At 70.6% G+C, this 26,560-nt stretch carries 21 protein-coding genes and 1 riboswitch; of the genes, 14 read left to right on the forward strand and 7 right to left on the reverse strand.

The features are described from left to right. Window positions 1-2 precede the first annotated feature (2 nt). A riboswitch (cobalamin riboswitch) is annotated at window positions 3-211 on the forward strand. Window positions 212-337: 126 nt separating this feature from the next. Further along, window positions 338-2,680 carry a ribonucleoside-diphosphate reductase subunit alpha gene (locus AB0M36_RS35890; protein WP_364166902.1) on the forward strand — a complete coding sequence of 781 codons (2,343 nt, stop codon included), beginning with the start codon at window positions 338-340 and terminating at the stop codon, window positions 2,678-2,680. Further along, window positions 2,680-3,675: a ribonucleotide-diphosphate reductase subunit beta gene (locus AB0M36_RS35895; RefSeq protein ID WP_364166904.1), complete on the forward strand. Its 996-nt coding sequence runs from the start codon at window positions 2,680-2,682 to the stop codon at window positions 3,673-3,675. The genes AB0M36_RS35890 and AB0M36_RS35895 overlap by 1 nt, the downstream gene beginning before the upstream one ends. A 50-nt stretch (window positions 3,676-3,725) precedes the next feature. On the opposite strand, the gene AB0M36_RS35900 is transcribed toward AB0M36_RS35895, so the two are convergent. Further along, on the reverse strand, window positions 3,726-6,092 hold the full coding sequence (locus AB0M36_RS35900) for a SpoIIE family protein phosphatase (protein ID WP_364166906.1): 2,367 nt from the start codon (window positions 6,090-6,092) through the stop codon (window positions 3,726-3,728). 273 nt (window positions 6,093-6,365) lie between these two features. On the opposite strand from AB0M36_RS35900, the gene AB0M36_RS35905 reads away from it, so the two are divergent. Further along, a complete protein-coding gene (locus tag AB0M36_RS35905; RefSeq protein ID WP_364166907.1) occupies window positions 6,366-7,964 on the forward strand; it encodes a tetratricopeptide repeat-containing diguanylate cyclase in 1,599 nt (532 codons plus the stop codon). A 114-nt stretch (window positions 7,965-8,078) separates the two neighbouring features. Then, window positions 8,079-9,308, forward strand: coding sequence for a transcription termination factor Rho (gene rho, locus AB0M36_RS35910; protein WP_364166937.1), 1,230 nt, complete (start codon window positions 8,079-8,081; stop codon window positions 9,306-9,308). 170 nt (window positions 9,309-9,478) lie between these two features. On the opposite strand, the gene AB0M36_RS35915 is transcribed toward rho, so the two are convergent. Then, window positions 9,479-10,276, reverse strand: coding sequence for a L,D-transpeptidase family protein (locus tag AB0M36_RS35915; protein WP_364166909.1), 798 nt, complete (start codon window positions 10,274-10,276; stop codon window positions 9,479-9,481). A 159-nt stretch (window positions 10,277-10,435) separates the two neighbouring features. Here AB0M36_RS35915 and AB0M36_RS35920 point away from each other — a divergent pair, with 159 nt between their 5' ends. Then, window positions 10,436-11,074 (forward strand): CGNR zinc finger domain-containing protein, encoded by a 639-nt coding sequence (locus AB0M36_RS35920; RefSeq protein WP_364166911.1) that lies wholly within the window; start codon window positions 10,436-10,438, stop codon window positions 11,072-11,074. A 59-nt stretch (window positions 11,075-11,133) separates the two neighbouring features. After that, the gene (locus AB0M36_RS35925; protein ID WP_364166913.1) at window positions 11,134-12,309 is read left to right on the forward strand and encodes a zf-HC2 domain-containing protein; all 1,176 of its coding nucleotides are present in this window, start codon (window positions 11,134-11,136) and stop codon (window positions 12,307-12,309) included. Between the two features lie 10 nt (window positions 12,310-12,319). Here AB0M36_RS35925 and AB0M36_RS35930 read toward each other — a convergent pair whose 3' ends face one another. The 3 genes from AB0M36_RS35930 to AB0M36_RS35940 all read right to left on the reverse strand — a co-directional run bounded on the left by AB0M36_RS35930 (window position 12,320) and on the right by AB0M36_RS35940 (window position 13,482). Then, the gene (locus tag AB0M36_RS35930; protein WP_364166915.1) at window positions 12,320-12,553 is read right to left on the reverse strand and encodes a hypothetical protein; all 234 of its coding nucleotides are present in this window, start codon (window positions 12,551-12,553) and stop codon (window positions 12,320-12,322) included. Window positions 12,554-12,605: 52 nt separating this feature from the next. Further along, window positions 12,606-13,046, reverse strand: coding sequence for a large conductance mechanosensitive channel protein MscL (gene mscL, locus AB0M36_RS35935; RefSeq protein WP_364166938.1), 441 nt, complete (start codon window positions 13,044-13,046; stop codon window positions 12,606-12,608). A gap of 82 nt (window positions 13,047-13,128) precedes the next feature. Continuing rightward, window positions 13,129-13,482 carry an anti-sigma factor antagonist gene (locus AB0M36_RS35940; RefSeq protein WP_106126981.1) on the reverse strand — a complete coding sequence of 118 codons (354 nt, stop codon included), beginning with the start codon at window positions 13,480-13,482 and terminating at the stop codon, window positions 13,129-13,131. Window positions 13,483-13,667: 185 nt separating this feature from the next. Between AB0M36_RS35940 and AB0M36_RS35945 the strand changes: the two genes are divergently transcribed. Genes AB0M36_RS35945 through AB0M36_RS35975 form a run of 7 tightly spaced genes read left to right on the forward strand, consistent with a single transcriptional unit; the run spans window position 13,668 to window position 21,738 of the window. Further along, window positions 13,668-14,534 carry an STAS domain-containing protein gene (locus AB0M36_RS35945; protein ID WP_364166917.1) on the forward strand — a complete coding sequence of 289 codons (867 nt, stop codon included), beginning with the start codon at window positions 13,668-13,670 and terminating at the stop codon, window positions 14,532-14,534. 4 nt (window positions 14,535-14,538) lie between these two features. After that, window positions 14,539-14,952 carry an STAS domain-containing protein gene (locus AB0M36_RS35950; RefSeq protein WP_364166919.1) on the forward strand — a complete coding sequence of 138 codons (414 nt, stop codon included), beginning with the start codon at window positions 14,539-14,541 and terminating at the stop codon, window positions 14,950-14,952. After that, window positions 14,949-15,356 carry an ATP-binding protein gene (locus AB0M36_RS35955; RefSeq protein WP_364166921.1) on the forward strand — a complete coding sequence of 136 codons (408 nt, stop codon included), beginning with the start codon at window positions 14,949-14,951 and terminating at the stop codon, window positions 15,354-15,356. The genes AB0M36_RS35950 and AB0M36_RS35955 overlap by 4 nt, the downstream gene beginning before the upstream one ends. Beyond that, window positions 15,353-16,384 carry an ATP-binding SpoIIE family protein phosphatase gene (locus AB0M36_RS35960; RefSeq protein ID WP_364166923.1) on the forward strand — a complete coding sequence of 344 codons (1,032 nt, stop codon included), beginning with the start codon at window positions 15,353-15,355 and terminating at the stop codon, window positions 16,382-16,384. The genes AB0M36_RS35955 and AB0M36_RS35960 overlap by 4 nt, the downstream gene beginning before the upstream one ends. Further along, on the forward strand, window positions 16,381-17,724 hold the full coding sequence (locus AB0M36_RS35965) for a sensor histidine kinase (RefSeq protein ID WP_364166924.1): 1,344 nt from the start codon (window positions 16,381-16,383) through the stop codon (window positions 17,722-17,724). Before AB0M36_RS35960 ends, AB0M36_RS35965 begins: the two co-directional genes overlap by 4 nt. Further along, entirely contained in the window at window positions 17,721-19,256 is a 1,536-nt protein-coding gene (locus AB0M36_RS35970; RefSeq protein ID WP_364166926.1) for a SpoIIE family protein phosphatase, read from the forward strand. The genes AB0M36_RS35965 and AB0M36_RS35970 overlap by 4 nt, the downstream gene beginning before the upstream one ends. A 40-nt stretch (window positions 19,257-19,296) precedes the next feature. Further along, entirely contained in the window at window positions 19,297-21,738 is a 2,442-nt protein-coding gene (locus AB0M36_RS35975; protein WP_364166928.1) for a hypothetical protein, read from the forward strand. Between the two features lie 34 nt (window positions 21,739-21,772). Here AB0M36_RS35975 and AB0M36_RS35980 read toward each other — a convergent pair whose 3' ends face one another. Next, on the reverse strand, window positions 21,773-23,857 hold the full coding sequence (locus AB0M36_RS35980) for a S9 family peptidase (RefSeq protein ID WP_364166930.1): 2,085 nt from the start codon (window positions 23,855-23,857) through the stop codon (window positions 21,773-21,775). Window positions 23,858-23,977: 120 nt separating this feature from the next. Here AB0M36_RS35980 and AB0M36_RS35985 point away from each other — a divergent pair, with 120 nt between their 5' ends. Continuing rightward, entirely contained in the window at window positions 23,978-25,126 is a 1,149-nt protein-coding gene (locus AB0M36_RS35985) for an FAD-binding oxidoreductase (RefSeq protein ID WP_364166932.1), read from the forward strand. A gap of 261 nt (window positions 25,127-25,387) precedes the next feature. Here AB0M36_RS35985 and AB0M36_RS35990 read toward each other — a convergent pair whose 3' ends face one another. Then, window positions 25,388-26,071, reverse strand: coding sequence for a dihydrofolate reductase family protein (locus AB0M36_RS35990; RefSeq protein ID WP_364166934.1), 684 nt, complete (start codon window positions 26,069-26,071; stop codon window positions 25,388-25,390). Between the last annotated feature and the right edge of the window lie 489 nt (window positions 26,072-26,560).

Genomic DNA, 26,560 nt, shown 5'->3' on the forward strand with positions numbered 1-26,560 from the left:
ATATGGTGTGGCCCGTAGCTGGTTCGGCCGCGCCGCCTTGGGCGGGGCCGAGGCAAGAGGGAACCCGGTGGAAGTCCGGGACTGCCCCGCAGCGGTGAGTGGGAACGACCGCCGTCATAGAGCACTGGGTCTCGGCCTGGGAAGCGACGGCCAGTAGTAACGAGTACGACGCCCGCGAGTCCGAAGACCTGCCAGCGCGCCGCGCACCGCCTGGGTGTGCGGCGGTCGGAGGCCGCGCGGGACGGCCGACGCCAGCTCTCCCCGGGCGTCAGGTGCCCGTGGTCGGTGGTGTCTGCTCCCGCGTGCCCGAAGGGCCATGGGCTCGCGAGGAGAGGGCATGACACTCACACCGGAGAAGACCGCGCTGCCGGAGCAGCGGCGGCACGCCATGCGGGTTCGCAAGCGCAACGGCGACCTGGAGCCGGTCGACGTCAACAAGATCGTGAAGGCGGTCGAGCGGTGGGTCGGTGACCTGGACGAGGTCGATCCGCTGCGGGTGGCGACCAAGACCATCAGTGGTCTGTACGACGGCGCCACCACGGCGGAGCTGGACCGGTTGTCGATCCAGACGGCGGCGGAGCTCATCGGCGAGGAACCGCAGTATTCGCGGCTCGCGGCGCGGCTCCTGGCGACCTTCGTGGACAAGGAGGTTCGCGAGCAGGGCGTCGCGAGCTTCAGCCAGTCGATCCGCCACGCGCACACGCAGGGGTTGATCGGCGACGAGACCGCGGCGTTCGTGGCGCGGCATGCCCGCAAGCTGGACGACGCGGTCGACGTCGACGGGGATCTGCGGTTCGAGTATTTCGGCCTGCGGACCGTCGCCGACCGTTATCTGCTGCGGCATCCGCAGTCTCGGCTGGTGGTGGAGACGCCGCAATACTGGCTGCTGCGGGTGGCGTGCGGGCTGTCGGAGACGCCCGGCGAGGCGATCGACTTCTATCGGCTGATGTCCAGCCTGGCCTACCTGCCGAGCTCGCCGACGCTGTTCAATTCCGGGACCCGGCACACCCAGATGTCGTCGTGCTTTCTGGTCGACTCGCCCCGCGACGAACTCGACTCGATCTACGAGCGATACCACCAGGTGGCGAAGCTGTCGAAGTTCTCCGGCGGCATCGGCATCTCCTGGTCCCGGGTGCGCGGCCGGGGCGCCCTGATCCGCGGCACCAACGGCAGGTCCAACGGCATCGTCCCGTTCCTGAAGACGCTCGACGCCGGTGTGGCCGCGGTCAACCAGGGCGGCCGCCGCAAGGGCGCGGCCTGCGTCTATCTGGAGCCGTGGCATCCGGACATCGAGGAGTTCCTGGAGCTGCGCGACAACACGGGCGAGGACGCCCGCCGCACCCACAACCTCAACCTGGCCAACTGGATCCCCGACGAGTTCATGCGCCGGGTCGAGGCCGACGCCGAATGGTCGCTGATCGACCCCACCGACGCCCCCGAGCTGCCCGACCTGTTCGGCGAGGCCTTCGACGACGCCTACCGGCTGGCGGAGAAGAAGGCGGTCAAGACCGTCAAGGCCCGGGAACTGTACGGCCGGATGATGCGGACGCTCGCGCAGACCGGCAACGGCTGGATGACGTTCAAGGACCCGTCGAACCGGTTGTCGAATCAGACCGGTGCGCCGGGCAACACGATCCACCTGTCGAACCTGTGCACGGAGATCCTCGAGGTCAACTCCGATGCCGAGACCGCGGTCTGCAACCTCGGCTCGATCAACCTCGGTGCGCACGTCACCGCCGACGGCGTCGACTGGGAGCGGCTGCGCGCGACCGTACGCACCGCGGTCGTCTTCCTCGACCGGGTCATCGACATCAACTACTACCCGGCCGAGCAGGCCGCCGCCTCGAATCCGCGCTGGCGTCCGGTCGGCCTCGGGCTGATGGGCCTGCAGGACGCGTTCTTCATGCTGCGGCTGCCGTTCGACTCGGCCGAGGCGAAGGAGCTGTCCACCCGGGTGCAGGAGGAGATCTTCCTGACCGCACTGGAGACCTCCGCCGGCCTGGCGGAACAGTTCGGCGCGCACCCGGCGTACCCGGAAACCCGTGCCGCCAAGGGTGACCTGCACCCCTACCTGTGGGGGACGGAGCCCGCGCAGGTCGATCGGTGGGCGGCCGTGAAGGGTCGGATCGCCGAGACCGGGCTGCGCAACTCGCTGCTGGTCGCCATCGCGCCGACGGCGACGATCGCGTCGATCGCCGGATGCTACGAGTGCGTCGAGCCGCAGGTCTCCAACCTGTTCAAGCGCGAGACCATGTCGGGCGAGTTCCTGCAGATCAACACCTATCTGGTGGGTGAGCTCAAGGCCCGCGGACTGTGGACGGCGGCCGTCCGCGACCGAATCAAGCGGGCCGAGGGCTCGGTGCAGCAGATCGCGGAACTGCCCGCGGAGGTGCGCGAGCTGTTCCGCACGGCGTGGGAGCTGCCGCAGCGGGCGCTGATCGATCTGGCCGCGGCGCGGGCGCCGTACATCGATCAGTCGCAGTCGTTGAATTTGTTCTTGAGCGCGCCGACGATCGGCAAGCTGTCGTCGATGTATCTGTACGCCTGGAAGTCGGGGCTGAAGACGAGCTACTACCTGCGCTCGCGGCCGGCGACGCGTATTCAGCAGGCGACGGTCGCGGTGACGCCCGCCGAGGTCTGCTCCCTGGAAAACCCCGAATCGTGTGAGGCCTGCCAATAATGCTGCTCGACCCCGGAATGGACCTGACCCTGCGGCCGATGAAGTATCCGCACTTCTTCGACCGGTTCAAGGACGCCATCAAGAACACCTGGACCGTGGAGGAGGTCGACCTGCACTCCGACCTCGCCGACCTGGCCCGGCTGAGCCCCGCCGAGCAGCACCTCGTGTCGCGGCTGGTCGCCTTCTTCGCGACCGGTGACACCATCGTGGCGAACAACCTGGTGCTCAACCTCTATCAGCACGTGAACTCCCCGGAGGGCCGGCTCTATCTGTCCCGGCAGCTGTTCGAGGAGGCCGTGCACGTCCAGTTCTATCTGAACCTGCTGGACACGTACGTTCCCGACCTCGACGAGCGCACTGCCGCGTTCGCCGCCGTCGACAACATCCCGTCGATCGCCCGCAAGGCCGAGTTCTGCTTCAAGTGGATCGACTCGGTCTTCGAGCTTCGGGCACTGGCCTCCAAGCGGGACCGGCGGGCGTTCCTGCTCAACCTGATCTGCTTCGCCGCGTGCATCGAGGGCCTGTTCTTCTACGGCGCCTTCGCGTACGTCTACTACCTGCGTTCCCGCGGCCTGCTGCACGGCCTCGCATCCGGCACCAACTGGGTGTTCCGCGACGAGAGCATGCACATGGCGTTCGCGTTCGACGTGGTCGACCAGGTTCGGGCCGAGGAGCCCGACCTGTTCGACGCCGAGTTGGAGCAGCAGGTCCGCGACATGCTGACCGAGGCCGTCGAGTGCGAGGTGCAGTTCGCCGCCGACCTGCTCGAACAGGGCGTCTCGGGGATGAGCCTGGCCGACATGCGCGAATACCTCCAGCACGTCGCCGACCGGCGGCTCGCCGCGCTCGGCATCGCCCCGCTGTACGGCAGCGGGAACCCGTTCGCCTTCATGGAGCTCCAGGACGTGCAGGAGCTGTCCAACTTCTTCGAGCGGCGGGTGTCGGCGTACCAGGTCGGGGTGAGCGGGACGGTGAGCTTCGACGACGACTTCTGAGGAAGTCAGCGACCGCATCCGGCCGGCTCCAGGCCGGATGCGGTCGACGGTCAGCTCGTCCCGAGCCGGAACCAGACGCGTTTGCCCCCACCCGGCAGCGACTCCGTCCCCCAGTCCGAGGCGAGATGCTCGACGATCTGCAGTCCGCGCCCGTCCTCGCTCTGCGCGCACACGGCCCGTCGCTCCGGCGACCGGTCGCTGCAGTCATCGACCTCGACCCGCAGGCCGTCCGCCATCTCCAGCTTGACGACGACGTCCCCGGCAGTGTGCATGATCGCGTTGTGGACCACCTCGTCCAGCAGCATCAAGGCGACATTCAGGATCGCCTGCTGGTTCCAGACCTCGAGCAGGTCCGCCGCGAAGCGCCGCGCCGCCAGCGCGCTGATCGCCTCACCGCGGAAACGTCGCCGCGCCCGGCGGTGCTCCGGTGGCGGGGCGTCGTTGGTGAGGCAGAGCACCGCGACGTCGTCGGTGCGGGGCTGCGGCCCGACCCGACTGCTCAGCAGGTGGGCGAGCACCTCCTCCGGGTCGCGGCTGGGCGCGGTCCGCACCGCGGCACACAACTCTTCGAGGCCCTGGTCGATGGGATGCCGGTGGTCCTCCACCAGGCCGTCGGTATAGAGCACCAGGTTCGCCGCCGGCGGCAGCAGGAAGGTCGTCTCCGCATAGAAGGCCGTCCGCGAGACGCCGAGCGGAATGCCTCGGCGCAGCTTCAGCACGGTCGCCGATCCTTCGGTACGCAGGACGGGCGGCGGATGCCCGGCGAGGACCGCGGTGGCGGTGCCCTCGGTGAGGTGAAGCTCGAGATAGCAGCACGTCGCGATCGTGTCGAGCCGAAGGTCGTGCATGAGCTGGTTGGCGTGGTGCAGGACGCCGGCCGGGGTGTGCCGTTCCGCCGCGTACGCCCGCAGCGCGTTGCGGACCTGACCCATGGTGGCGGCGGCCGCGGCGCTGTGCCCGGCGATGTCGCCGATGACCACGCCGACGACGCCGTTGCTGAGCGCGATGACGTCGTACCAGTCGCCGCCGACGTCGGCGCCGTGGGTCCAGGGCAGGTATCGGGCCGCGTGCCGCAGGCCGGGAATCCGGGGCAGTCCGGCGGGCAGCAGGGCCCGCTGCAGTTCCGCCGCGATCGACGTCCGGGTCTCGAACAGCAGGGCGCGTTGCAGGGCCTGCGCGCTGAGCCCGGCCAGCGCCGTCAGCATGTCGCGTTCCTCGGCGTCGAAGCCGCGCGGCTCGCTGTAGCCGACAACCAGCGTGCCGACCACCTCACCGGCGGCCGCGAGCGGCAGGAACGCCCAGGCCTGCCGGCCGCCGCGGGGCAGGCGCAGCTCCGCGGGCTGCGATGCCTCGAACTCGGTGATCGACACGAGGTACTGCGGCCGGCCCGTACGGGCGACCGCCGTGGCCGGGTACGGATGATCGAGCGGCAGCCGGCTCAGCCGCTCGACCACATCGGGTTCGTAACCGGCGTGATAGTGCACCCGAAGGTGGTTGTCGTGGCGGAGCAGCAGGGCGAGGCCCTGTCCGCCGGCCGACGGGCGCAGCACCGACCCGATGGCGGCGTACACCTCGGCGGTCGTACTCGCGGCGACCAGCGCGGTGGTGACCTTTTGCAGCGTCTCGGCGCGGGCGGCCGCCTGTTCGGCGCGGGCGACACTGCGAGTGAGCTCGTCCTGCTGGTCGACGAGCTCGGTGATCTCCCGGAAGGACACCGCCACGAACCCGGCTCCGGCGCGGCCGATGTTGATCTCCCACACCTGCCCGACCTCGGGGTACGCCAGTTGCAGACGGCACGGTTCCCCGGTGGCGGCGACGGTGCAGTACCGGGCGAACGTGCCGTCGGTCCAGCTCGACGGGGTCACGTCGCTCAGGAGCGCCCCGATGACGTCCTCGGCGGTGCGCCCGGCCAGTTTGGCGCCGAGCTGGTTCACGTACTCGCAGACGAAGTTGATGATCTCGCCCCGGTCGTCGCGGACGGCCCGCAGCAGCGTGAAGCCGTCGAAGGCGGCGTCGAGCATGTCGTAGAGCCGGCTGCCGCCGTCGGACTGCGGCGCCACCGTGACCTTTCGCAGGTCGACGAAGCGGACCGCGAAACCGTCACCGCAGGGGCCGATCAGCAGCTCGAAGTGTCCGGAGATGGTGGGCCGGTCGTAGTACACGGTGCGGGACATCGGTTGCCGGGTCTTCACGACGGTGCGATACAACTGCAGCGTGCCGTTGTTCACGGTCTCCGGCCACAGTTCGCGGTAACGGCCCCCGAGCAGCTCGGAACGGTCGCGACCGGTGAGCCGGCACCCCACGTCGTTGATGTAGATCAGCTCGAAGTCGACGATGTTCCCGTCTTCGCGGACGGCTCGGGCCAGCACCCATCCCTGCGGGTCGTTGTCGAGCAGGGAGAGGAGTTCCGCGTCCATCCGCATCTCCTCCATCTCCTACCGGGTGAGGCCTCCATCTTCTCCCGGTGGCGGCGAGCCGTCATTGCCGCTTGAGGTGAGACGTACCGATGATCGTCGACGGGGACTGCACGATGCGCCGGCCCGCCCCGGGGTGCCGTGCTTGCCCGGGTACGAGATAGTGCCCTGGGGGTTGCCGTCGCGGTGCAGCTGATGCGAACGTGCCCAGCCGGCCGCGAATCGCTTCAGCCGGCCAGACGGGGGCCGATGAGTCAGGCGGAAGGAGGCCGGCCCGTGGAGCGCAGCATGAACGCCGAACAGTTGTCGGTCGCCCTGTTGGCGATCGAGGACCGCATGATGTGGGACGCGTCCGCCACCTTCCGGACCGCCTCCGACCTGGAGCGTCGGGCCGCCGAGCTCGGCGACGAGACCCTGGTCGTGCGCGCCCGGCTGTGCCAGACCAACATGCGCCTGCGGATGGGCGAGCTGGCCGTCGCGAACCGGAACATCCACGAGATCTACGACTGGGCCGTCGAGCACGGCGACCGCATGCTGCTGGCGCGTACCCATCTGGTCTGGGCCAACATCGACCGGCTGCTGGGCGACGCCGCCAAGTCGCTGGAGCATTCGCTCAGCTCGGTGGAACTGCTCGACGAGACAGCCACCGCGCACATGCAGGTGTGGCACGTCGCCAAGCTGGCCGACGCGCTCGGCTTCGCCGCGTCGATGGACGACGCCCGCGTCCGGTACGCCCAGGCCGAGGAGATCGCCCACGCGCTGAACGTGCCCCGCCTGCTCATGCAGGTGTTCAACAATCATGCCTACCTCGAGCACATCACGGGCAACCTCGAGCTCGCGCAGGAGGTGGTCCAGCGGCTGCTGGACCACGCCGACAAGTACGGATACCAGGTCGACGCGGCGATCCTCGACACCGTCGCGGCCATCCACATCGCCAACGGCCGGTATGCCGAGGCCGAGCAGACCATGCAGGTGTGCCTCACCCGGTACGAGACCGGAGAGTGGGACGACGCCGACTCGCTGGCCGAGTACCTGCTGACCCTGGCCCAGGCGCAGCGTGGCCTCGGCGACACCGAGCGGGCCCAGCGCAGCCTGGACGCCTCGGAGGCGGAGGGCGCGCAGCGAGGGCTGCACGAGGTGCTGGTCCGCGTGCGCCGCGAGCGCGCCGAGCTGCACGCCGCCCGCGGCGAATACGCCGAGGCGTTCGCCATGCACAAGCAGTTCTTCGAGGCGTACGAGCAGCTTCGCTCGCAGCAGCAGGAAGCGCAGGCCCGCACCCGGCAGGCGATGTTCGAGACGGCCGAGGCCCGCGAGGAGGCCCAGCGCTTCCGGGAGCAGGCGCGGCGGGACGCGCTGACCGGGCTGCGCAACCGGCGCTACATCGACGAGGAACTACCCGCGCTCGTCGCCTCCGACACCCGGTTGACCGTGGCGATCGTGGACCTCGACCACTTCAAGCGGATCAACGACCAGCTCTCGCACGACGTCGGCGACCAGGTCCTCGTCCGGGTGGCGAAGATCCTCGACACCGAGCTGTCGGCGTTCAGCCCGGACGGCTTCGTGGCCCGGCTGGGCGGCGAGGAGTTCCTGCTGGTGCTGCCGCACACGCCACCGGCCGTCGCCGCCACCCGGCTGGAGACGGTGCGCCGGGCGGTCGGTTCGCACTCGTGGGAGGGCATCTGCGAGGGGCTGCCCGTGACGGTCAGCATCGGCGTCGCCGGGGTGTGCGAGGCCACGCACCGCACCCAGCCCAGCCTCCTCGCGGCCGCCGACCGCAACCTGTACGTGGCGAAGCGCGCCGGCCGGGACCGCGTGGTGGGCGGCACCGCCGGCGAGGAAGTCACCCTGTCGCACCACACCCGTAGCGCCGCCTGACCGGCGGCGCCACGGGCGAGGATTGTCGTAAGTGGACACAGTGCTCCACCGCTGCCCGGCGTGGACATACGCTTTCGCCGAAACAGTGCTATCTTTGCGGTAGCCGTGCCCTGGATGCCGGCGGCCCATGCCGCCCCCAGAGGCCTGACGCGGCCGTTTCGCTCTTCCTCATCGCGCTCTTCCGACGCGCGTTCTCTCCGTTTCCCTTGGAGCACCCCCATGACGGACAATCTCCGTAAACCTGGCGTCGACCTGTCCGTGGACGCCCTGCTCGACATCGTCGGCGACCATGCCTGGCTGCGGACCGACGGCTATCTGCCCGGCCCCGACGACATCCGGATCTCCCTGGACCAGGTCCGCCGGCTCGACCTGCGCCGCGGCGACCGGATCGCCGGCGTCGCCCGGGTCGACGGCCGCAAGCCCGCCACCGTACGGGTGGACACGGTCAACGGCCGCAAGCCGGGTCGCCGTCCCGACTTCTACAAGCTCACCGCGCTCTATCCGCAGGAACGTCTGCGGCTGGAGACCGAACAGCACCTCCTGGCCACGCGCGTCATCGACCTGGTGATGCCGATCGGCAAGGGCCAGCGCGCCCTGATCGTCTCGCCGCCCAAGGCGGGCAAGACCACCGTGCTGCAACAGGTGGCCAACGCGATCGCCCACAACAACCCCGAGTGTCACCTCATGGTCGTGCTCGTCGACGAGCGGCCCGAAGAGGTCACCGACATGCGGCGCTCGGTCCAGGGCGAGGTCGTCGCGGCCACGTTCGACCGGCCGCCGCAGGACCACACCGCCCTCGCCGAGCTGGCGATCGAACGGGCCAAGCGCCTGGTCGAGCTGGGCGAGGACGTGGTCGTGCTGCTCGACTCGATCACCCGGCTGGGGCGGGCCTACAACCTGATCGCGCCGGGCCGCGGGCGTACGCTCTCCGGCGGCATCGACTCGACCGCGCTGCATCCGCCGAAGCAGTTCCTGGGCGCCGCCCGCAACATCGAGGGCGGTGGCTCACTGACCATCATCGCGACCGCCCTCGTCGAGAACGGGTCCGCAATGGACACCGTGATCTTCGAAGAGTTCAAGAGCACCGGCAACGCCGAGCTGAAACTCGACCGGAGCCTGGCACAGGCCCGCCTCTTCCCGGCCGTCGATCTCGCCGCCTCCGGCACTCGCCACGACGCCAACCTGGTGGCACCGGGCGAACTGGCCGTCGCCGCCCAGATCCGCCGCGCACTGCACGGCCAGGGCCGCGAGGGTCTGCAACAGCTGCTGGAGCAGTTGCGCAGCACCGGCTCCAACGGGGAATTCCTGCGCCGGGTGGCCCGCTCCCTGGCCGTCGCGGGCTGAGCCCGGGGCCGGGTGAAAGACCAGGCCAGAGTCTGTGCAAGGACGCGGGTGTCGCCGCGGTGGCGTCGCTGGCCACCGGTTACGCGGCCGTCGCCTACGCGGTCGGGTGGGGTTCCGAATACTTAGCCTGGTGTGGGGCGCGCTCACCCACCTCATGACCCGTGGAGGGGTCAGTAGACCCAGACCTTCGTCTTGAGCGGGATCTTGTCTCCGCTCCAGAGGTGGTTCATCGCCGAGATGGAGAGCCGAGCGCAGCCGTGCGAGGCCGGGTACGGCGGGACGCTCGACGCCCCGTGCACCGCGATCCCGCCGTTGAAATACTTCGGTCGCCACAGCATGCCCAAAGGCGCGTTCCGCCAGCCGTCGATGTGGCGGTAGACCTTGAACTTGCCGCTGGGGGTCGCCGCCACGGCCGTGTGGCCGTTGCTCTCGTATTGCTCGTACGACCCGGTCGAGGTGTTGAAGACCTGGGTCACCTCGCCGTCGTCGACGAGCATGAGGAGCTGACGCTTCTTGTTGATCTCGATGACCCGGCCGCTTCCGCTCTGCGCCTTGGGGCGTACGCCCTGGTCCAGGGCTTTCTGGGTCTTGGGCCCCACCACGCCGTCGCGGGTGAGGTCGGCCGCCTTCTGCAGGGCGTAGACCGCTTGCTGGGTGAGGGAGCCGAAGGTGCCGTCCGCCTCGCCGTTCCAGTAGCCCAGCTCCGTCAGGCGGTTCTGGAGCGCGAGGACCTCCTGCCCTTTCGCGCCACTCTTGAGTTTATTGGGGCCGGTCGAGGGGGTCGGCGTCGGTTCCGTCGCGGTCGGTCCCGACGGCGCTGCCGACGGGTCGCCGACAGGGGCCGATGGCGCGGTCGTGGCGGGGGCGGAGGGCGCCGGCGCGGCCTGGTCCGGGCCACTCGTGTCGCAGCCGGTGGCCAGCGTCGCGGCGGCCGCGAGTGCCACGGCGTACGTCAGGGGCTTTCGCACCAGGCCTCCCTCCCTACCCGATGATCACATGCGAAATCTCCTCATGGTGGCGGCTTGCGCCCGAAGGAGAAGAAAGCGCTGCGTAGAGCCGCTTTTCCGCAGTCCCGCTCGGGCGACCGGCGGATGCGAGTGTGAAAAAGAAACAAGTACCCTTCGCCTATGTCATGGAAGGCAAGTGCCCGGCACGGCGTACGCGAGGCGCCCGCCGGCCTCGCCCTCCTGCAGGACCTGCTCAACACCCGGGCAACCATGTCGTACGCCCCCGACCTGCTCGCGACCGCCGACGACGCCCAGCGCTGGCTGACCGACGCCCTCGCCACGTGGTCACGCGTCTCCGCCCTCCCGGCGCCCGTCCTGCTGCTGTCGTCGACGGATCTGCGCTCGCTGCGCCGCCTGCGCACCACGTTCGAGGGAGTCATCCTGTCCGGCAGCGGCCGAGGGCCGGAGCAGGACGGCGCGTTGCCCCCGGCGGACGTGTCGGTCACCCTGGTGCCGGACGCCGAGGGCTGGGTCCGGATCGTGCCCTCCGGCCGCGGCACCCGGTGGTTGGCATCCACGCTGTGGGCCGAGGTGCTGGTCGCCCAGCAGGCCGGAATGTGGCCCCGGCTGAAGCTCTGCAACAACCCGGAATGCCGGGCGGCATTCTTCGACACCTCCCGAAACAACAGCGGCGTCTGGCACGACGTGAGCACCTGCGGCAATACCGCCAATCTGCGTGCTTTTCGCGAGCGTAGGCGGCTGCTGGGCGGCACCGGTGGGCGGTCCGACCCGTCGATCCAGCGCCCTGAGCTGCGCTGACGCAAAAATTCCGGCACCGCGTCGGGAACTGGTGGCCCGCCCGGGGCGACTATGGATGCATGGCGTGTGAGCGTTGGCGCGAAATGCTGTCCGCGCAACTGGACGGCGAGGACGATCCGGCCGACCGGGGGCGGGTCGACGAGCATCTGGCCGGCTGTGCCGGCTGCCGGGAGTGGCTGGAACGGGCCGCCGCGGTCAACCGGCTGACCCGCACTGTCCTGGTCGCGGACGTTCCGGATCTCAGCGACGCCATCCTCGCGGCGCTCGCCGCCGAGGGATCGGTGCGGCCGGCGCCGCCCGCCATCGGTGCCGAGAGCCCGGCCCTGGGAGCGCTGCCCTTGACGGCGTCGGCCTCGGGAGCGCTGCCGGCGTCGGCCTCGGGATCGCGGATAAGGCGCGGATGGTGGAACGCTCTCCTGCGAGATTGGTTCGCGGTAACCCGCGCCGGAGACGGTGAGCACGCCGGCCGGGCCGAAAGCGGGCTCGGAGGCCGGGTCGTCGGCGACCGGCTCGGGGAGCGGAAGGCGCCTTGGCGGGCGCGGGTCAGCGCGGCGCTCTACGTGGCCCTCGCGGCGGTCGGTGCCGTCCAGCTCATCCTCGGGCTAGCGCAGGTCGGCGGCGGTGCCGGCAGCCCGCACGTGCACACCGACATGGACGCGACCCCCGGCCACCTGTGGCACGAGTCGGCGGCCTGGAACGTCGCGGTCGGCGCCGGCTTCCTCTTCATCGCGCTGCGGCGGAACCGCCCGACCGGCCTGGTGCCGATGCTGACCGCCTTCGTGGGGATGCTCCTGCTGCTGTCGGTCAACGACCTGTCGGCGGCCCGGGTCGACGCGACGCGGCTGGTCAGCCACGGCTTCGTGATCCTCGGATACCTGATCGTGGTGGCGCTGTCGCGGGTCACCGGCGAGCCGGCCCAGCCGCCCGGCGACCGGGCGGGCATCGGTGCCGGATGGCACCTGACCCAAGGGCCGGGGGAGGCCGAGTCGGCACCCCGGCCGCCGAAGCTGCGGCTCGTGCCGCCGGGCCCGCTAACCGCCGCGTACGAGCCGGGCCCGCTAACCGCCGCGTACGAGCCGGGCCCGCTAACCGCCGCGTACGAGCCGGGCCAGCTAACCGCCGCGTACGAGCCGGGCCCGCTAACCGCCGGGTACGAGCCGGGCCCGCTGACCGCCGCGTACGAGCCGGGGACGCTGACCGCGCGGGAGCCGGGGACGCGCCGCCGAGCGGCCTGAAGCCACCCGGTCAGCGCTCGCGGGGCCGCACCGACAGCTCGCGCCAGTCGTCCGCGCCGGTCAGCAGGCCGCGGACCATGTCGAGCGCCGCGTCCTCGCTGTCGTACTCGAAGAAGTGGGAGACGCCGTCGGCGCCGCCCGCCCGCTGTTCCACGTACCACTGGTCGCCGCTCGTTCGCAGGTATACGTCCTTGCGGGCGATGCGCCCCCACCTGCCGTTCCACCAGTGCTTACGCTGTTCCATCCCCGCACTGTATCGAACATACGTTCGAACGGCGCGGGTCGGGTGATCTTTTTCAGCGCGGCGGTTCCTGGTGCCGGCCGAGGATGTCGTTCACCGCGCCGGGCGCGACCTGCTGGCGGACCAGGGCGTCGCGGATCTCGGTCAGCAGCTTGATTTCCTCGCTGGGCGCGGCGGGCGGCGGCTCCTCGCCCCGCTTGCGCCGCTCGGCCAGCTTGTTCAGCGGGAAGACGATGAGGAAATAGACCACCGCGGCCGTCAGCAGGAACGTGATCACCGCGTTGATGAACGCGGCGTAGTCGAAGATCACGCCCGGCCTTGGCACCCACGTGCCGGCTTTGACGCCCTCGCCGCCGGAAGCGAGCTGGATGAGCGGCTTGAGGAAAGAGGTGGTGAAGGCGGTCACCACCGCGGTGAAGGCAGCGCCGATGACGACGCCGACCGCGAGGTCGACGACGTTGCCGCGCATGATGAAGTCTTTGAAGCCTTTGAACATCGAGTTCACGCGCACTCCTGCGAAGAGCCGAGGGGGTTCGAAGGCAGCAGTTGCCCCCGACCGGTCCGCGACAAACTACGCCCTAGTCGAGCGCCGGCTCCTCGGCCGTCACGGCCTCGTCCACCGTCGGGTACGTGTGCAGCACCTCGACCAGCCCCGACACCTCGAGGATGCGCAGCACCCCGCGCTGCGGCGCGGCCAGCCGGACCACCCCGCCCGCGTCGTCCGTGCTGTTCTTGGCGCGGACGAAGACGGACAGCCCGGTGGAGTCACAGAACGACACCTCGGCCAGGTCGAACACCAGGCGGGTGCGGCCCTTCTCGAGCAGGTCGCTGATCTGGTCCTGCAATTGGGGAGCGGTGGCCATGTCGAGCTCACCGGCCACCGACACGACGACCACGTCGCCGCGCTGCTCTGTTTGTACCGTCAGGGACATTCAGGACCTCCCAGTTATGGCCAGAACGTTACTCCACGCCGCGGCGGATCCGCAGAGCGGGAGATCGGCTGACCACGGCATATTAGTTGGCCGGCGACAAGTAAGAACGGGCTCCGATGGTAAAGTCCGGCCGGGCTGCCCGCGACCGGCGGCGAACCGGTCCGGCGAAGGTCACAGGAGGAAACGTGGCATTGAGTTCGGGCGAGGGAAACCGCTTCGCGGATCTGCTCAAGGGGCACGAGGACGCGATCGTGGCGTCCTGGACGGACGAGGTCGCCGCGCAGCTCCGGGGCCGCCTGAGCCGTGCCGAGCTGCATCGGCAGACGCTGGACCTGCAAAAAGGCTTCCAGATGGCGCTCTCCGAGGGCGCCACCGAGATGAGCGACGAGACGGCTGCCGAGCTGCGGGCCCAGCTCAGCGAGCTGTCCAGCAACCGGGCGCGGCAGGGCTTCTCCGCGACCGAGACGGCGGTCAGCGTCTTCGCGCTCAAGGAGGCCACGCTCAAAGTTCTCGAGGCGAACGGTGCCGCGAACGAGGGAACGCTGCGCGACTTCGTCGCCTTCTCCGCGTTCATCGACCGCGCCGGACTCTTCACCTTCGACGCATACACCCGTACGCGTGAGGAGCTCATCGCCGATCAGGCCGAGCAGTTGCTCGAGCTCTCCACCCCCGTGGTCAAGCTGTGGGAAGGCGTCGTCGCGGTGCCGCTGGTCGGCACGCTCGACTCGGCCCGCGCCCAGGTGGTCATGGAGCGCCTGTTGCAGACCCTGGTGGACACCGGTTCGCCGTACGCGATCATCGACATCACCGGCGTGCCGGCGGTGGACACCCAGGTCGCCCAGCACATTCTCAAGACCGTCGTCGCGGCCCGGCTGATGGGCGCCGACTGCATCATCTCCGGTATCCGCCCGCAGATCGCCCAGACCATCGTGGCGCTCGGCATCGAGTTCGGCGACATCGCCACCAAGGCGTCCCTGGCCGACGCCCTGCGGCACGTGTTGCGCAAGACCGGCGACAAGGCCACCCCGAAGCAAGCACGCCGAGAGGGCTGAGCCGATGGAACGCGTGCCGGTCCTCAAGATCGGCGACATCCTCCTGGTCTCCATCCAGACCGACATGGAGGACCAGGTCGCGTTGCAGTTGCAGGAGGACCTCGCCGACCGGATCGTCGCGACCGGGTGCCACGGCGTGATCATCGACATCAGCGCGCTGGACATCGTCGACTCGTTCGTCGGCCGTACGCTGGCCAACATCGCCTCGATCTCCCGGGTGCTGGACGCCGAGACGGTCGTCGTGGGCATGCGGCCCGCGGTCGCCATCACGCTGGTCGAACTCGGGCTCTCCCTGCCGGGCATCCGGACGGCGCTCAACGTCGAGCTGGGCATGGAGTTGCTCGCCCGGGAACGCGCCGCGGACGACGACGATGAACTGTTCGCCGACGCGGACGATCCGGCGGTCACCCAGTCATGACCGTCGGGGGCGCCGAGCGGATAGCGGTCAGCTCCGACCAGGATGTGGTCCGGGTCCGTCAGCTCGTGCGTACGGTGGCGGTAGCGGTGAAGTTGTCTCTGGTGGATCAGACCAAGCTGGTGACCGCCGCGAGCGAACTGGCCCGCAACACCCTCGTCTACGGCGGCGGTGGCACGGTCGAGGTGGCCCGGGTGGAGAACGCCCGCCGGGTCGGCATCCGCATCGTTTTCGCCGATCAGGGTCCGGGTATTCCCGACCTCGATCTGGCACTGACCGACGGCTACACCACCGGCGGCGGGCTCGGTCTCGGGCTCAGCGGCGCCCGCCGGCTGGTCGACGAGTTCGACATCGACACGGCGGTAGGCCAGGGAACGACCATCAGCGTGACCAAATGGTGCCGATGAGCGGAGGCACGGTGGCGTCGATACCGGAGGGACTTCTCGACCAGGGAGTCTGGTTCCGGGTCGAGGCCGCCGGCACCGCGGCCGCCGTCCGGCGCACCGCGGAGCGCCTCGCCGCCGAGCTGGGTGTGCCGGAACGTCGGATCGCCGACCTCGCGATCGTCGTCGCCGAGGCGGCCGGCAACCTCGTCAAGCACGCCGACGACGGCGCGCTGCTCATCCGCCCGGCCCGGGCGAACGGTCACGCGGGCGTCGAGATCGTCGTGATCGACCGGGGCCCGGGCATGGCGAACGTGTCGCGGGCGATCGGCGACGGGCACTCCACCGCCGGCACCCTGGGCATCGGCCTCGGCGCGATCGTGCGGCAGGCGAGCTGGTGCGACCTGCATTCCGTGCCCGGCAAGGGCACGGTCCTCGTCGCCCAGGTCTGGCCGGAGAAGGCGCCGGAGCCGGCCTGGGCGGCCGGGATCACCCGGCCGCTGACCGGCGAACCGGTCAGCGGCGACGCCTGCGCCAGCCGGGACGCGGACGGCCGCCGCCAGGTGCTGGTCTGCGACGGCCTCGGGCACGGACGGTTGGCGCACGCGGCCGCGCAGGAGGCCTTACGCGTCTTCCACGCGGCGCCGGCGGTCCCACCGGCCGCGCTGCTGGAAACCCTGCACCGTGCGTTAGGGCACACCCGGGGCGCCGCCGTCGCCGTCGCGGAGTTCGACCCGGTGCGGGGTCTGGTCCGCTACGCGGGCCTGGGCAACATCTCCGGGACGGTTCTGGCACCGGACGGCGGACGCCGCGGCATGGTGTCGCTGCCGGGCATCGCCGGACACCAGAGACGCCAGATCCGGGAGTACGACTACCCGCTGGCACCCGACGCCGTGGTGCTCATGCACACCGACGGCGTGGTCGACCGGTGGAATTCGGCCGACTATCCCGGCCTGCTGTCCCGATCGCCGCAGGCCATCGCGGCGACGGTGCTCCGCGACGCCGGCACCCGCCGGGACGACGCGGGCGTGCTCGTGGCGCGGTCGTCATGAGCCGCGAGCCGCTGATGCGGATGCGGATCCGGGTGGAGCAGGACGTCTTCATCGTCCGCCAGCTCGGCCGCGCGGTGGCGCGCGAGGTGGGCTTCGAGGCCCAGGACCAGACCCGGCTGGCCACGGCGCTCAGCGAGGTGGGGCGCCTGCTGGTCGCCGCCGGCCGCGACGCGGACGTCACGTTCACGACGACGGCCGGTGGGGTACCTACGCTGCACGTGGAGTTGGCGCATCCGGTGCCGGGCGACAGCGCCCGGCTGCGCCCGCAGTTGGCACTGGTGAGCCGCCTGGTCGACACGATGGAGGTAGGGGATGAAGAGACCGGTACGGTGGTGCGGATGTCTCGACGTCTGCCGCCGAGCTCACCGGCTCTGAACCCCGACCGTATGGACGAGATCCGCGACCGTCTCGCCGAGCATGTGCCGGGCACGCCGTTCGACGAGCTGACTGTGCAGAACCAGCAGCTCATGGCGGCCCTGGACGAGGTACGCGCGCAACGCGACGACCTGGCCCGGCTCAACGTCGAACTCGAGGAGACCAACAAGGGCGTGATGGCCCTGTATCACCAGCTCTCCGACGAGTTGGAGGAGACCAACCGGGGTGTGGTCGCGCTCTATGCCGAGCTCGACGAGAAGTCGGTGCAGCTGCGCACGGCGAGCGAGGCGAAGAGCCGGTTCCTGGCCAACGTCAGCCACGAGCTGCGCGCCCCGGTGACCGCGATCATGGGCCTGGGCCGCCTGCTCGCCGACGAGTCGTCCGACCGGCTCACCTCGGAGCAGTCCCGCCAGGTTGAGCTGATCCGAGGATCGGCCAAGGACCTGCTGTCGCTGGTCAACGACCTGCTGGACCTCGCCAAGGCGGAGGCCGGGCGGATCGAACCGAACTGGTCCGATGTGGATCTCAAGGCGGTCTTCGGGCAGCTGCGCGGCACGCTGCGGCCGCTCGCCGTCCAGCCGGACGTCGACTTCATCGTCGAGGAGCCGGCGGTGGCACGGCTGCGCTCCGACGAGGTGCTTCTCGCCCAGGTGCTGCGCAACCTGCTGACCAACGCGATCAAGTTCACCGCGGCGGGCTCGGTGCGGCTCGGCGTGGCCCGAGTCGGCGACAACGTCGAGTTCACGGTCGCGGACACCGGCGTCGGCATCGCGCCCGAGTTGCAGGAACGCATCTTCGAGGAGTTCTATCAGGTGCCCGGCAGCCAGGCCCTGAACGGCAAGGGCACCGGGCTGGGGCTGCCCTACGCCCGCCGTCTCGTCGGTATCCTCGGTGGAGCGATGCGAGTCTCCTCCACTCCAGGCGAGGGCAGCATGTTCACCGTCTCCCTGCCGGTGTCACCATGAGTCCGGCCACCGTGCTGGTCGTCGACGACAGCGCCACCAAGAGATATCTCCTGGTGAGCTGGCTGACCCGGGCCGGTTTCACGGTGGTCGAGGCGGAGACCGGCGAGTCCGCCCTGTCCCTGCTCAGCGAGGCCGAGGTCGACCTGGTCGTGCTCGACGTGAAGCTGCCGGACCTGAGCGGCTTCGACGTCTGCGAGCGGATCAAGACCGATCCCGGGTACGGCGTCCTGCCGGTGATCCACGTGTCGGCGCACGCGGTGGACGTGGTCGACCGCACCCAGGGGCTGAACCGGGGTGCGGACGCGTACCTGGTCGAGCCGATCGAGCCGGACGAACTGATCGCGACCGCCCAGGCGGTGCTGCGCTATTACCGGGCCCGCCAGCGCGCCGAGTCCCTGGCCGATCGCATGATCAAGCTGGCCGAGACCACGCTGGCGATCAACTCCGCGTCGACGCTGGTCGGACTCCTGCAGGCGGCCGCGGACGGGGCGTCCGAGATCTTCGGCGGCCCGGCCGTGGTGGTGGCGGAAACCGCCGACGGCGACGGGCTGGCGGCGGTCGCGGGCGGCCCCACCGAAGTGCGGCCCTGGACGGTCGAACACCACGAGACCTCGGTCGGTTCGACCGTACGCACGGAGCAGGCCGAAGCCTGGAACCTGGCCGACTGGCCGCAGCGCGAGGCGGTCGCCGTGGCCTCGGCCAAGCTGCGCGCCGACCGCACCCCGGTCTACGTGGCGGTCCCGGCCAGCTCGCAGACGCCGGGCTTCCCGGTGCTCCGCCAGCTCTCGCAGGCGGTCGCGGCGGCGGTGGAGGCCCAGCGCTCGTACGACGAGGAGCACCGCATCGCGGTCACCCTCCAGCGCAGCCTCCTGCAGAGCCGCCTGCCCGACGTCCCGGGCCTGGAACTCGCGGTCCGCTACGAGCCGGCGGGCGCCCAGACCGAGGTGGGCGGCGACTTCTACGAGCTCACCATGCTGGACGGTCGCCTCCTGGTGGGCATCGGCGATGTGGCCGGCCACTCCCTGCACGCGGCGACGGTGATGGCTGAGCTGCGGCACGCCGTCCGCGCGTACGCGGTCGAGGGCCACCCGCCGGGGATGGTTCTGGAGCTGGTCAACCGGTTCATGCGCACGGTCCTGCCGGCGGAGTCGGCGACGTTGTGCCTGTTCACCCTGGAGCCCGACACGGGCCGCATCAGGCTCGCCAGCGCCGGCCACCTGCCGCCGCTGCTGCACATCGAGGGCACCGGAGCCAGCTTCCTCACGCCGCGCGGCCCGCTGCTGGGCATCAACGCGCCGCGGCCGGAGGACCTGGAGTTCGTTCTTCCACGGGGCGGCACCCTGGTGCTCTACACGGACGGCCTGATCGAGCGCCGGGACAGCGACATCGATGTCGGCTTCGCGGCGCTGGCAAAGTGCGCGAGTCAGGTGGAATCGAGTCTGGACGCGTTCTGTCAGCGGCTTCTCGTGCAGCTCGCCGGGGCGGGCGAACAGGCGGATGACATCGCGGTGGTGGCGCTCCGGCGTAGCTGACCTCCGCCCAGGGCCCGTCCCGTCGCGTCATGATGGACGCATGGGCCGACGGCGGTGGCGGGCGACGGCGTGGGGTGCGCTGACGGTGGTCGTCGCCGCTGTCGTGGTGGCCGGCGGGGCCCGGCTGGGCGTGTGGCGCTCGCTCGCCGGCGACACCGCGGAGAAGCCGTGGGACTGGGTGGAACGCGTCGGCTGGCTCACCGGCCTGCTGGGGCTGCCGGCCACCGTCGTGTTCGGATTTCTCGCGCTGCGGCAGCACGGCGACCCCGCGCCCGGGCGGCCGTCCTGGCGGCTCGTGCCGATGGCCCGGTGCCGCCCCGAACACCTCGGCGTGCACGCCGGCCGGCCGACGCCGTACGTGACTCGTGATCATGACCGTGACCTGCGCACCCGGCTGCGGGAGGCGGCCGCGACCGGTGGCCTCGTGGTCGTCGTGGGCGGCTCGTCCACGGGCAAGTCCCGAAGCCTGTACGAGACCCTCCGTGACCTGTTCAGCGACCGGCACCTGCTGCTCGCCGACGACGTCGAGGCGGTGCGCCGAGCCGCTCCCGAGCTGCCCGGAGGCACGGTCGTCCTGCTCGACGACACCCCGTCGGTGCGGTTCCTCGCGGCCGGCGGCCTCAACCGGACCGACCTGCTGGCGCTGACCCCGCGGCGTGGCGCCCCGGTGGTGGTGGTCGTCGTCCTCTGGCCGGGGCCCTACCAGCAGATCGCCTCGGTCCCGCAGGCCGCCGAGCTCGACGGTGCCGCCGGGGACCCGTGGCGTGACGCCCGACAGGTGCTCGCGCTCGCGGGACATCGGGTCGTCCACGTACCCGAGCATTTCAGCGCGGCCGAGCGGACCCGGGCCCGGGAGGCACTGCGCGGGCACGCCGATCCGCGGCTGGCGGACGCGCTCGACTCGCGGCACGGCGTGACCCAGCACCTGGCCGGCGCCCCCGAGCTGATCAGCCACTGGGAACACGCGGCGACTCTCCAGCCGTATGCCGCGGCGGTCCTCACCGCGGCCGTCGACATCCGGCGGCTGGACGTCCGGGCTTCCCTGACTCCGGCGATGCTCCGCGCGGTCGCGCCGGCCTATCTGAGCGAGGACCACCTCGCGGAGGCGCCCACCGACTGGTTCGACGTCGCGCTCGGCTACGCCACCCAGCGCCTGCGAGGCGGCATCCGGGCCCTGCACCCGCTGGCCGGCCCCGAGATCGGCACCATCGCCGGCTACGAGCTGGCCGACTATCTGCACGACCTCGGCGGCGACCTGCGGTATTACACGATCGTGCCGCCGCCGGTGTGGGAGGTGTTGCCGAACCACCTCGCCGACCCCGAGGACCTGGCCCGGCTCGCCGATGCCGCACGTGACCGCGGGCTGTACCCGCTCGCCCGCGTCCTCTATCGCCGGGCAAGCGGTCGCAGCGAATACGCGGCCCGCGAGCTCGTCGACCTGGTCGCCGTCCAGGGACGGGTGGACGAGCTGAGGCAGTTGGCCGCCGGCGGCAACCGCTACGCCGCCGTGCGGGTGGCGTGGCTCGACCGGCGCCGCCGCGAGACCGGCGAGGCGTTCGAGCGGATGGTGCACGACGCCGCGGTGGTCTTCACGGACGAGGACCGCCGGGCGCTGGCGGAGCTGCACCGCGACGAGCTGCGGCGGCTCGCCGACGCGGGCTACGAGCACGCCCAGGTGCTGGACGACCTCATCCGGCACGACCGCCGGGGCGAGGCCATCGAGTACGCGCGCCGGCTGTCCGCGGCCGGAGACGGCTACGCCCGCGAGGAACTGGTCACCCTGCTCGCCGCGGAACGGATGACCACCGAGCTGCGTGAGCTCGCGATGAGCGGGGACGGCTACGGCTGCCGAAGCTTCCTCGAACTCGTGGCCGCCGACCGGCGCGAGCACGAGGCCCGCCTGCTCGCCGCGGCCGGCAGCGAATACGCGGGCTCCTGGCTGGTGGACCACCTGACGTCGCAGGGCCGCGAGAAAGACCTGCGCGTCCTGGCGAGCGAGGGTCACGTGTACGCCCGACGATGGCTGGTCGAGGCGCTGGCCGAGGAGGGCCGACTCTCCGATGCGCTGGCCGAGGCCGCCCGGTTGGTCGCCGACGGCGACGAGCCGGCCGCCGCGATGGTCGCCGAGCTCCTCGCCGACCTGGGCCGGGAAGAGGAACTCCAGGAACAGATGCTCGCGGGCAACCCGTACGCGAGCGGCGAGCTGGCGGTGCTGCGGGCACATCTCGGCCGCGAGGACGACCTGCGCGCGATGGCCCTGGCCGGTGATGGCGACGCCCGGTTCTGGCTGGCCGCACTGCTGGCGTACCGGGGCCAGGAGGCCGAGTTGCGGGAGATGGCGGCGGCGGGCGACATCGAGGCGCGGACCAGCCTGGTGGGCATGCTGCTCGCCCGGGGACGCGTGGACGAGCTACGTCGGATGGCGGCCGACGGGGACCGGGAGGCGGCCTACCTCCTCCGCAGCCGGGGGCACCGGGACTGAGGGACCCGGCGGCGCCGGGCCCCTCTGGTCGCGATCAGGAAAGGCCGACCGTGTCCAGGATCCAGGAGGTCACGAACGCCTCCTCCTTCCAGGAGTCGTAACGGCCGCTGGGCCCGCCGTGACCGGCGCCCATCTCGGTCTTGAGCAGGTACGCGCCGTCCGGCGCCGTCGCGCGCAGCCGGGCGATCCACTTGGCCGGCTCGTGGTAGAGCACGCGGGTGTCGTTCAGGCTGGTCACCGCCAGGATCGCCGGGTACTTCACCTTCGCGACGTTCTCATACGGGCTGTATGCCTTCATGTACGAGTAGATGTCCGCGTTCTCCAGCGGATTGCCCCACTCCTCCCACTCCGTGACCGTCAGCGGCAGCGACGGGTCCAGGATGGAGGTGAGCGGGTCGACGAACGGCACCTGCGCCACGATGCCGGCGAACGCCTCCGGGGCCAGGTTGGCGACCGCGCCCATGAGCAGCCCGCCCGCCGAGCCCCCGCGGCCGACGATCCGCTCCGGGTTCGTCCACGACGCCCGCACCAGCGCCCGCGCGCAGGCGATGAAGTCGGTGAAGGTGTTCTTCTTGGACAGCATCTTGCCGTCCTCGTACCAGCGCCGGCCCATCTCGCCGCCGCCGCGGACGTGCGCGATCGCGTAGACCATGCCGCGGTCCAGCAACGAGAGGCGGGCGATGGAGAAGTACGGGTCCATGCTGATTTCGTACGAGCCGTAGCCGTACAGCAGCAGTGGCGCCGTACCGTTGCGGGGGGTGCCCTTGCGCGCGACGACCGAGATCGGGATCTTCGTGCCGTCGTCGGCGATCGCCCACTCCCGGAACTGCTCGTAGGCGTCCGGATCGTAACCGCCCAGCACCGGCTTGCGCTTGCGCAGCACCATCGCCCGGCTGATCAGGTCCACGTCGTACACCGAATCCGGGGTGACCATCGACGTGTAGGCGATCCGCACGATGTTGGTGTCGTACGCCGGGTTGCCGGACAGCCCGACGCTGTAGAGCGGCTCCGGGAACGCCATGTCGTAGAAGTCGGTGCTGCCGTCGGCGATGACCCGCAGCCCGGTGAGCCCGTCGCGGCGCAGCGAGACGACGACGTGCCGCTGGAAAGCGTCGACGGCCTCCAGCCGGACGCCCGGGGTGTGCGGGATCAGCTCCACCCACACGCCGGGATTGTCCACCGACGTGTACGCCAGCGCGAAGTCCTCGGCGTTCTCGTTGTGCAGAACCAGGAACCGGTGCCCGTGGTGCTCGATCGAGTACTCGACGCCCTGGACCCGATCGCGGATCACCGCGGGCTCGGCCGTGGGGCGATCGGCCGCGATGACCCGTACCTCAGAAGTGATCTTGCTGTGGATGTCGATAATGATGAACTTCTCGCTCCGGCTGAGCTCGACGCCCACCCAGAACCGCTCGTCCGGCTCCTCGTAGACGACCACGTCCTCCGCCGCCGGCCGCCCGACGACATGCCGCCACACCCGGTGCGGCCGCCAGGCGTCGTCGACGGTGATGTAGAAAAGCGTCGAGCCGTCCGCGGACCAGGCGGTGCCGTAGGAGGTGTCCGGAACCTCGTCCGGCAGCGTCTCACCGGTCCGCAGGTCCTTGACCTTCAGCACGAAGCGCTCGTCGCCGTCGAAGTCCACCGAATAGGCCAGCCGGCCGCCGTCCGGCGTCACATCGAACGTGCCCAGCGCGAAGAACTTCTTGCCCTCCGCGAGCGCGTTGCCGTCGAGCAGCACTTCCTCGCCCGGCAGCGGAGCGCCGTCACCCGTCGCGGGCGGGTCGACCTCGGCGCCGGCCGCGACGCGGCACTGGATGCCGTACTGCTTGCCCTCGACCGTCCGCGTGTAATACCAGTAGTTGCCCTTGCGCTGCGGCACGGACAGATCCGTCTCCTGGGTGCGGTTCTTGATCTCCTCGAAGATCGTGCTCCGCAGGCCCCCGAGGTGCGCGGTGGCCCGCTGGGTCCACGCGTTCTCCGCCTCCAGGTAGGCGATGGTGTCCGGATTCTCCTTCTCGGCGAGCCAGGCGAACTCGTCGGTGACCGTGTCGCCGTGGAACGTGCGCTCGGTGGGAACCTGGCGGACCGCGGGCGGGGTCGTGGGCATGTCGGTCGTCACGGTTGTCCACGTTACCGGTGACCCGGTCGCCGTCCCCGGCTCCTCGGTTCATTAGAACATGTGTACGATGAGCGGGTTGATGATCGCAGGGGTGATCGATGGCAGGGGAGAATGATGGGGATGGATCTGCCCGCCCGTGAGCCACTGCTCCGGGCCCTGGTCGACATCTGCGGCCCGGACTTCGCCCGCACGGCAGGCGGGGCCGACACGGTGGCCGGCCGCCGGGCCAGCTTCGTCGCCGCCCCGGCGACCAGCCACGCGGTCACGGACACCATGCACCTGGCGATCGCCCGCGGCCTGGCGGTCGTCCCGCGCGGCTCGGGCTCCAAAATCGACTGGGGCACCCCACCGCCCGGCGTCGACCTGCTCCTCGACACGGCCCGCCTCGCGGGCATCTGGAAACACGACCCGCCATCGATGACGGCGGAGATCGGCGCCGGCACCCCCATCCGCGCGATCCAGGCGGCGCTCGCCCTGCGCGGCCACCGACTGGCAGTCGACCCGCCCTCCCCGACGGCCACCCTCGGCGGCATGCTCACGCTCAACGAGACAGGCCCGCTGCGCCACCGCTTCGGCACGGCGGCCGACCAGGTCAACCACATCACGTACGTCACAAGAAACGGCCACGAGGCCACCTCCGACGGAGCCGAGGGCCGCCCCGGCATAGCCGAGATCGACGGCGTGATCGTGTCGGCACAGGTCCGCCTGCAACCCCTCCCGGCGGCAAGGCGCTGGGTGACCGCCCCGGTGATCGCCCCACGAGACATCCACGACCTCGTCCAGGACGCCCTGACGGCGCAGGTGGCCCCGAGCGCGATCGAGATCGACCTCCCCGCGGCCCCGGCTCCTGGCTCCCTGGCTGTGCTGCTAGAGGGGAGCGCGGAAGAGGTGGCAGAGCGCGCCAACCGCCTTCAGAGAGCACTGAAGGCCCCGGCGGCGCCCACGGAGCTGCCGCCGGGCTGGTGGGGCCGCTATCCCTTCAGCCCGTCCGACGTGGCGCTGCGCGTCGAGGTCCCCCCAGCGGACCTCCAGGCGGCGGTGTTCGCACTGCGGGACGTGGCCGGCATCCCGGTGCCGGTGCGAGGCGCGGCAGGCTTGGGAATCGTGCACGCGGCGCTGCCGGCGGGCCTGGGCTGGGAGCACATCGAGCGGGTCTTGGACGCGGTGCGGGGAGTTTTGCTGGCTCGCGGCGGGCGCTGCTTGGCGGTCGCCGCGCCGCCGCAGATCAGCGCGGAGCTGGACATGGCGAACCGGCAGGACCTCTCTTAAGCCCCGTCTGACCGAATCACGGCCGCGTCGTCGTCGTCGTCGCGCCGTCGTCGTTGTCGCGTTGCCGCCTTGCCGCCTTGCCGCTTCCCTGGCCTGGCCTGGCCTGGCCTGGCCTGGCCTGCCCTGGCCTGGCCTGGCCGCTAATTGGCCCGGAGCGTTGCCGGACCTGAACGGTCACGTCCTGGCCGCTGGCCGCCCGGGAGATGCGGCCAGAGTCGTTGTCGGATTTGACCGGCATGCCCTGGCCGCTTCTCCGCCCGCTCAGAGACGGCCGAGATTCCCGGCGGTGGGCCGAAGTGCTCCTGGCGGGCCGGGATGGTCAGAGAGAACCGGAGAGCGCGACAGGACGTCGGCGGCCATGTGGCGACCAAGGCTAGCGAGGGTGCCCACCGCATAGGACATATAGGCGAACTGACCCATCTGCGTGACGTTCGTCAGAGCGAGCTGCTGGGCAGAGATCTTTCGCGGCAGCAGCGGGGTGCCAGAACCAAGCATGACGGGAGCCACAGCCAGGATGATCTCGTCCAGAAGCCCGGCATCGGCGAACTCGGCCACCAGGTCGCCACCCCCGGCAAGCCAGACATTGCGCCCCTGGGCGGCCACCATCATCGCCTCATGAACCCGGCGCACGTCGCCGCTAACCATGAAAATGTTGGCGTCCGGCACGACGGGCAGCTCGCGGTGGGTGAAGACCCAGCAGGGCACGTCCCCGTACATGTCGTGCCAGTTCTCGGGCTCCTCGATGACGTTATCGTTCGCCACCACCCACTCATACGTCGTCGCACCCATCGCGAAGGCGCCAACATTGGAGAAGAACGCACCGAACGGATTGTCCGTGCCCTCATCAACCTCGAACAGCCAGTCGAGCGAATTGTCCAGATCGGCGGTGAAGCCGTCGATGCTGGTAGCCGTGTAGTACTGAGTCTTCGCCACGACAAACACCATGCCATGACGCAGCCGACAAAAGGGTCGGATCCGGCCAGGACGGTCGCCATCCCGCCATCGAGCCTCGGCCCACGACCGCACCCCGCGCCAGCCCAAACGCCGTCGTCAGCGCCGCGTCGCGCCGTACCGCGTCGCGCCGTCACCGCGTCTGCGCCGCATCGCGTCTGCGCCGTTACCGCGTCTGCGCCGCAGCGCGTCTGTGCTCACACCGTGCCGCACCCATGCTCATGCCGCGCCCGCGCGAACGCCACGCCGCGCATTGCCGTGCCGTGATCCCCGCGCCGCGCCGAGCTCAAGCGCGCCGCACTCTCGCTTGCGCCGCGCCTTCACTCGCCCGCGCTTACGCCGTGCCGCGCCGGCGCTGTGTCGTGCCCGCGCTCACACCGCGCCCGTGCTCACACCGCGCCCGTGCTCACACCGCGCCCGTGCTCACACCGCGCCCGTGCTCACACCGCGCCCGTGCTCACACCGCGCCCGTGCTCACACCGC

Source organism: Actinoplanes sp. NPDC051346, from assembly GCF_040682215.1.
Lineage (GTDB): Bacteria > Actinomycetota > Actinomycetes > Mycobacteriales > Micromonosporaceae > Actinoplanes.

Excerpts from the sequence above, each read along its gene's own strand:
- AB0M36_RS35895 (WP_364166904.1), top strand. The coding sequence starts at position 2,680 with ATGCTGCTCGACCCCGGAATGGACCTGACCCTGCGGCCGATGAAGTAT.
- AB0M36_RS35920 (WP_364166911.1), top strand. The coding sequence starts at position 10,436 with ATGTCATGGAAGGCAAGTGCCCGGCACGGCGTACGCGAGGCGCCCGCC.
- AB0M36_RS35950 (WP_364166919.1), top strand. The coding sequence starts at position 14,539 with ATGGAACGCGTGCCGGTCCTCAAGATCGGCGACATCCTCCTGGTCTCC.
- AB0M36_RS35960 (WP_364166923.1), top strand. The coding sequence starts at position 15,353 with ATGAGCGGAGGCACGGTGGCGTCGATACCGGAGGGACTTCTCGACCAG.
- AB0M36_RS35975 (WP_364166928.1), top strand. The coding sequence starts at position 19,297 with ATGGGCCGACGGCGGTGGCGGGCGACGGCGTGGGGTGCGCTGACGGTG.
- AB0M36_RS35925 (WP_364166913.1), top strand. The coding sequence starts at position 11,134 with ATGGCGTGTGAGCGTTGGCGCGAAATGCTGTCCGCGCAACTGGACGGC.
- AB0M36_RS35965 (WP_364166924.1), top strand. The coding sequence starts at position 16,381 with ATGAGCCGCGAGCCGCTGATGCGGATGCGGATCCGGGTGGAGCAGGAC.
- mscL (WP_364166938.1), bottom strand. The coding sequence starts at position 13,046 with ATGTTCAAAGGCTTCAAAGACTTCATCATGCGCGGCAACGTCGTCGAC.
- AB0M36_RS35890 (WP_364166902.1), top strand. The coding sequence starts at position 338 with ATGACACTCACACCGGAGAAGACCGCGCTGCCGGAGCAGCGGCGGCAC.
- AB0M36_RS35955 (WP_364166921.1), top strand. The coding sequence starts at position 14,949 with ATGACCGTCGGGGGCGCCGAGCGGATAGCGGTCAGCTCCGACCAGGAT.
- AB0M36_RS35970 (WP_364166926.1), top strand. The coding sequence starts at position 17,721 with ATGAGTCCGGCCACCGTGCTGGTCGTCGACGACAGCGCCACCAAGAGA.
- AB0M36_RS35940 (WP_106126981.1), bottom strand. The coding sequence starts at position 13,482 with ATGTCCCTGACGGTACAAACAGAGCAGCGCGGCGACGTGGTCGTCGTG.
- AB0M36_RS35930 (WP_364166915.1), bottom strand. The coding sequence starts at position 12,553 with ATGGAACAGCGTAAGCACTGGTGGAACGGCAGGTGGGGGCGCATCGCC.
- AB0M36_RS35900 (WP_364166906.1), bottom strand. The coding sequence starts at position 6,092 with ATGGACGCGGAACTCCTCTCCCTGCTCGACAACGACCCGCAGGGATGG.
- AB0M36_RS35985 (WP_364166932.1), top strand. The coding sequence starts at position 23,978 with ATGGATCTGCCCGCCCGTGAGCCACTGCTCCGGGCCCTGGTCGACATC.
- rho (WP_364166937.1), top strand. The coding sequence starts at position 8,079 with ATGCCGGCGGCCCATGCCGCCCCCAGAGGCCTGACGCGGCCGTTTCGC.
- AB0M36_RS35990 (WP_364166934.1), bottom strand. The coding sequence starts at position 26,071 with ATGGTGTTTGTCGTGGCGAAGACTCAGTACTACACGGCTACCAGCATC.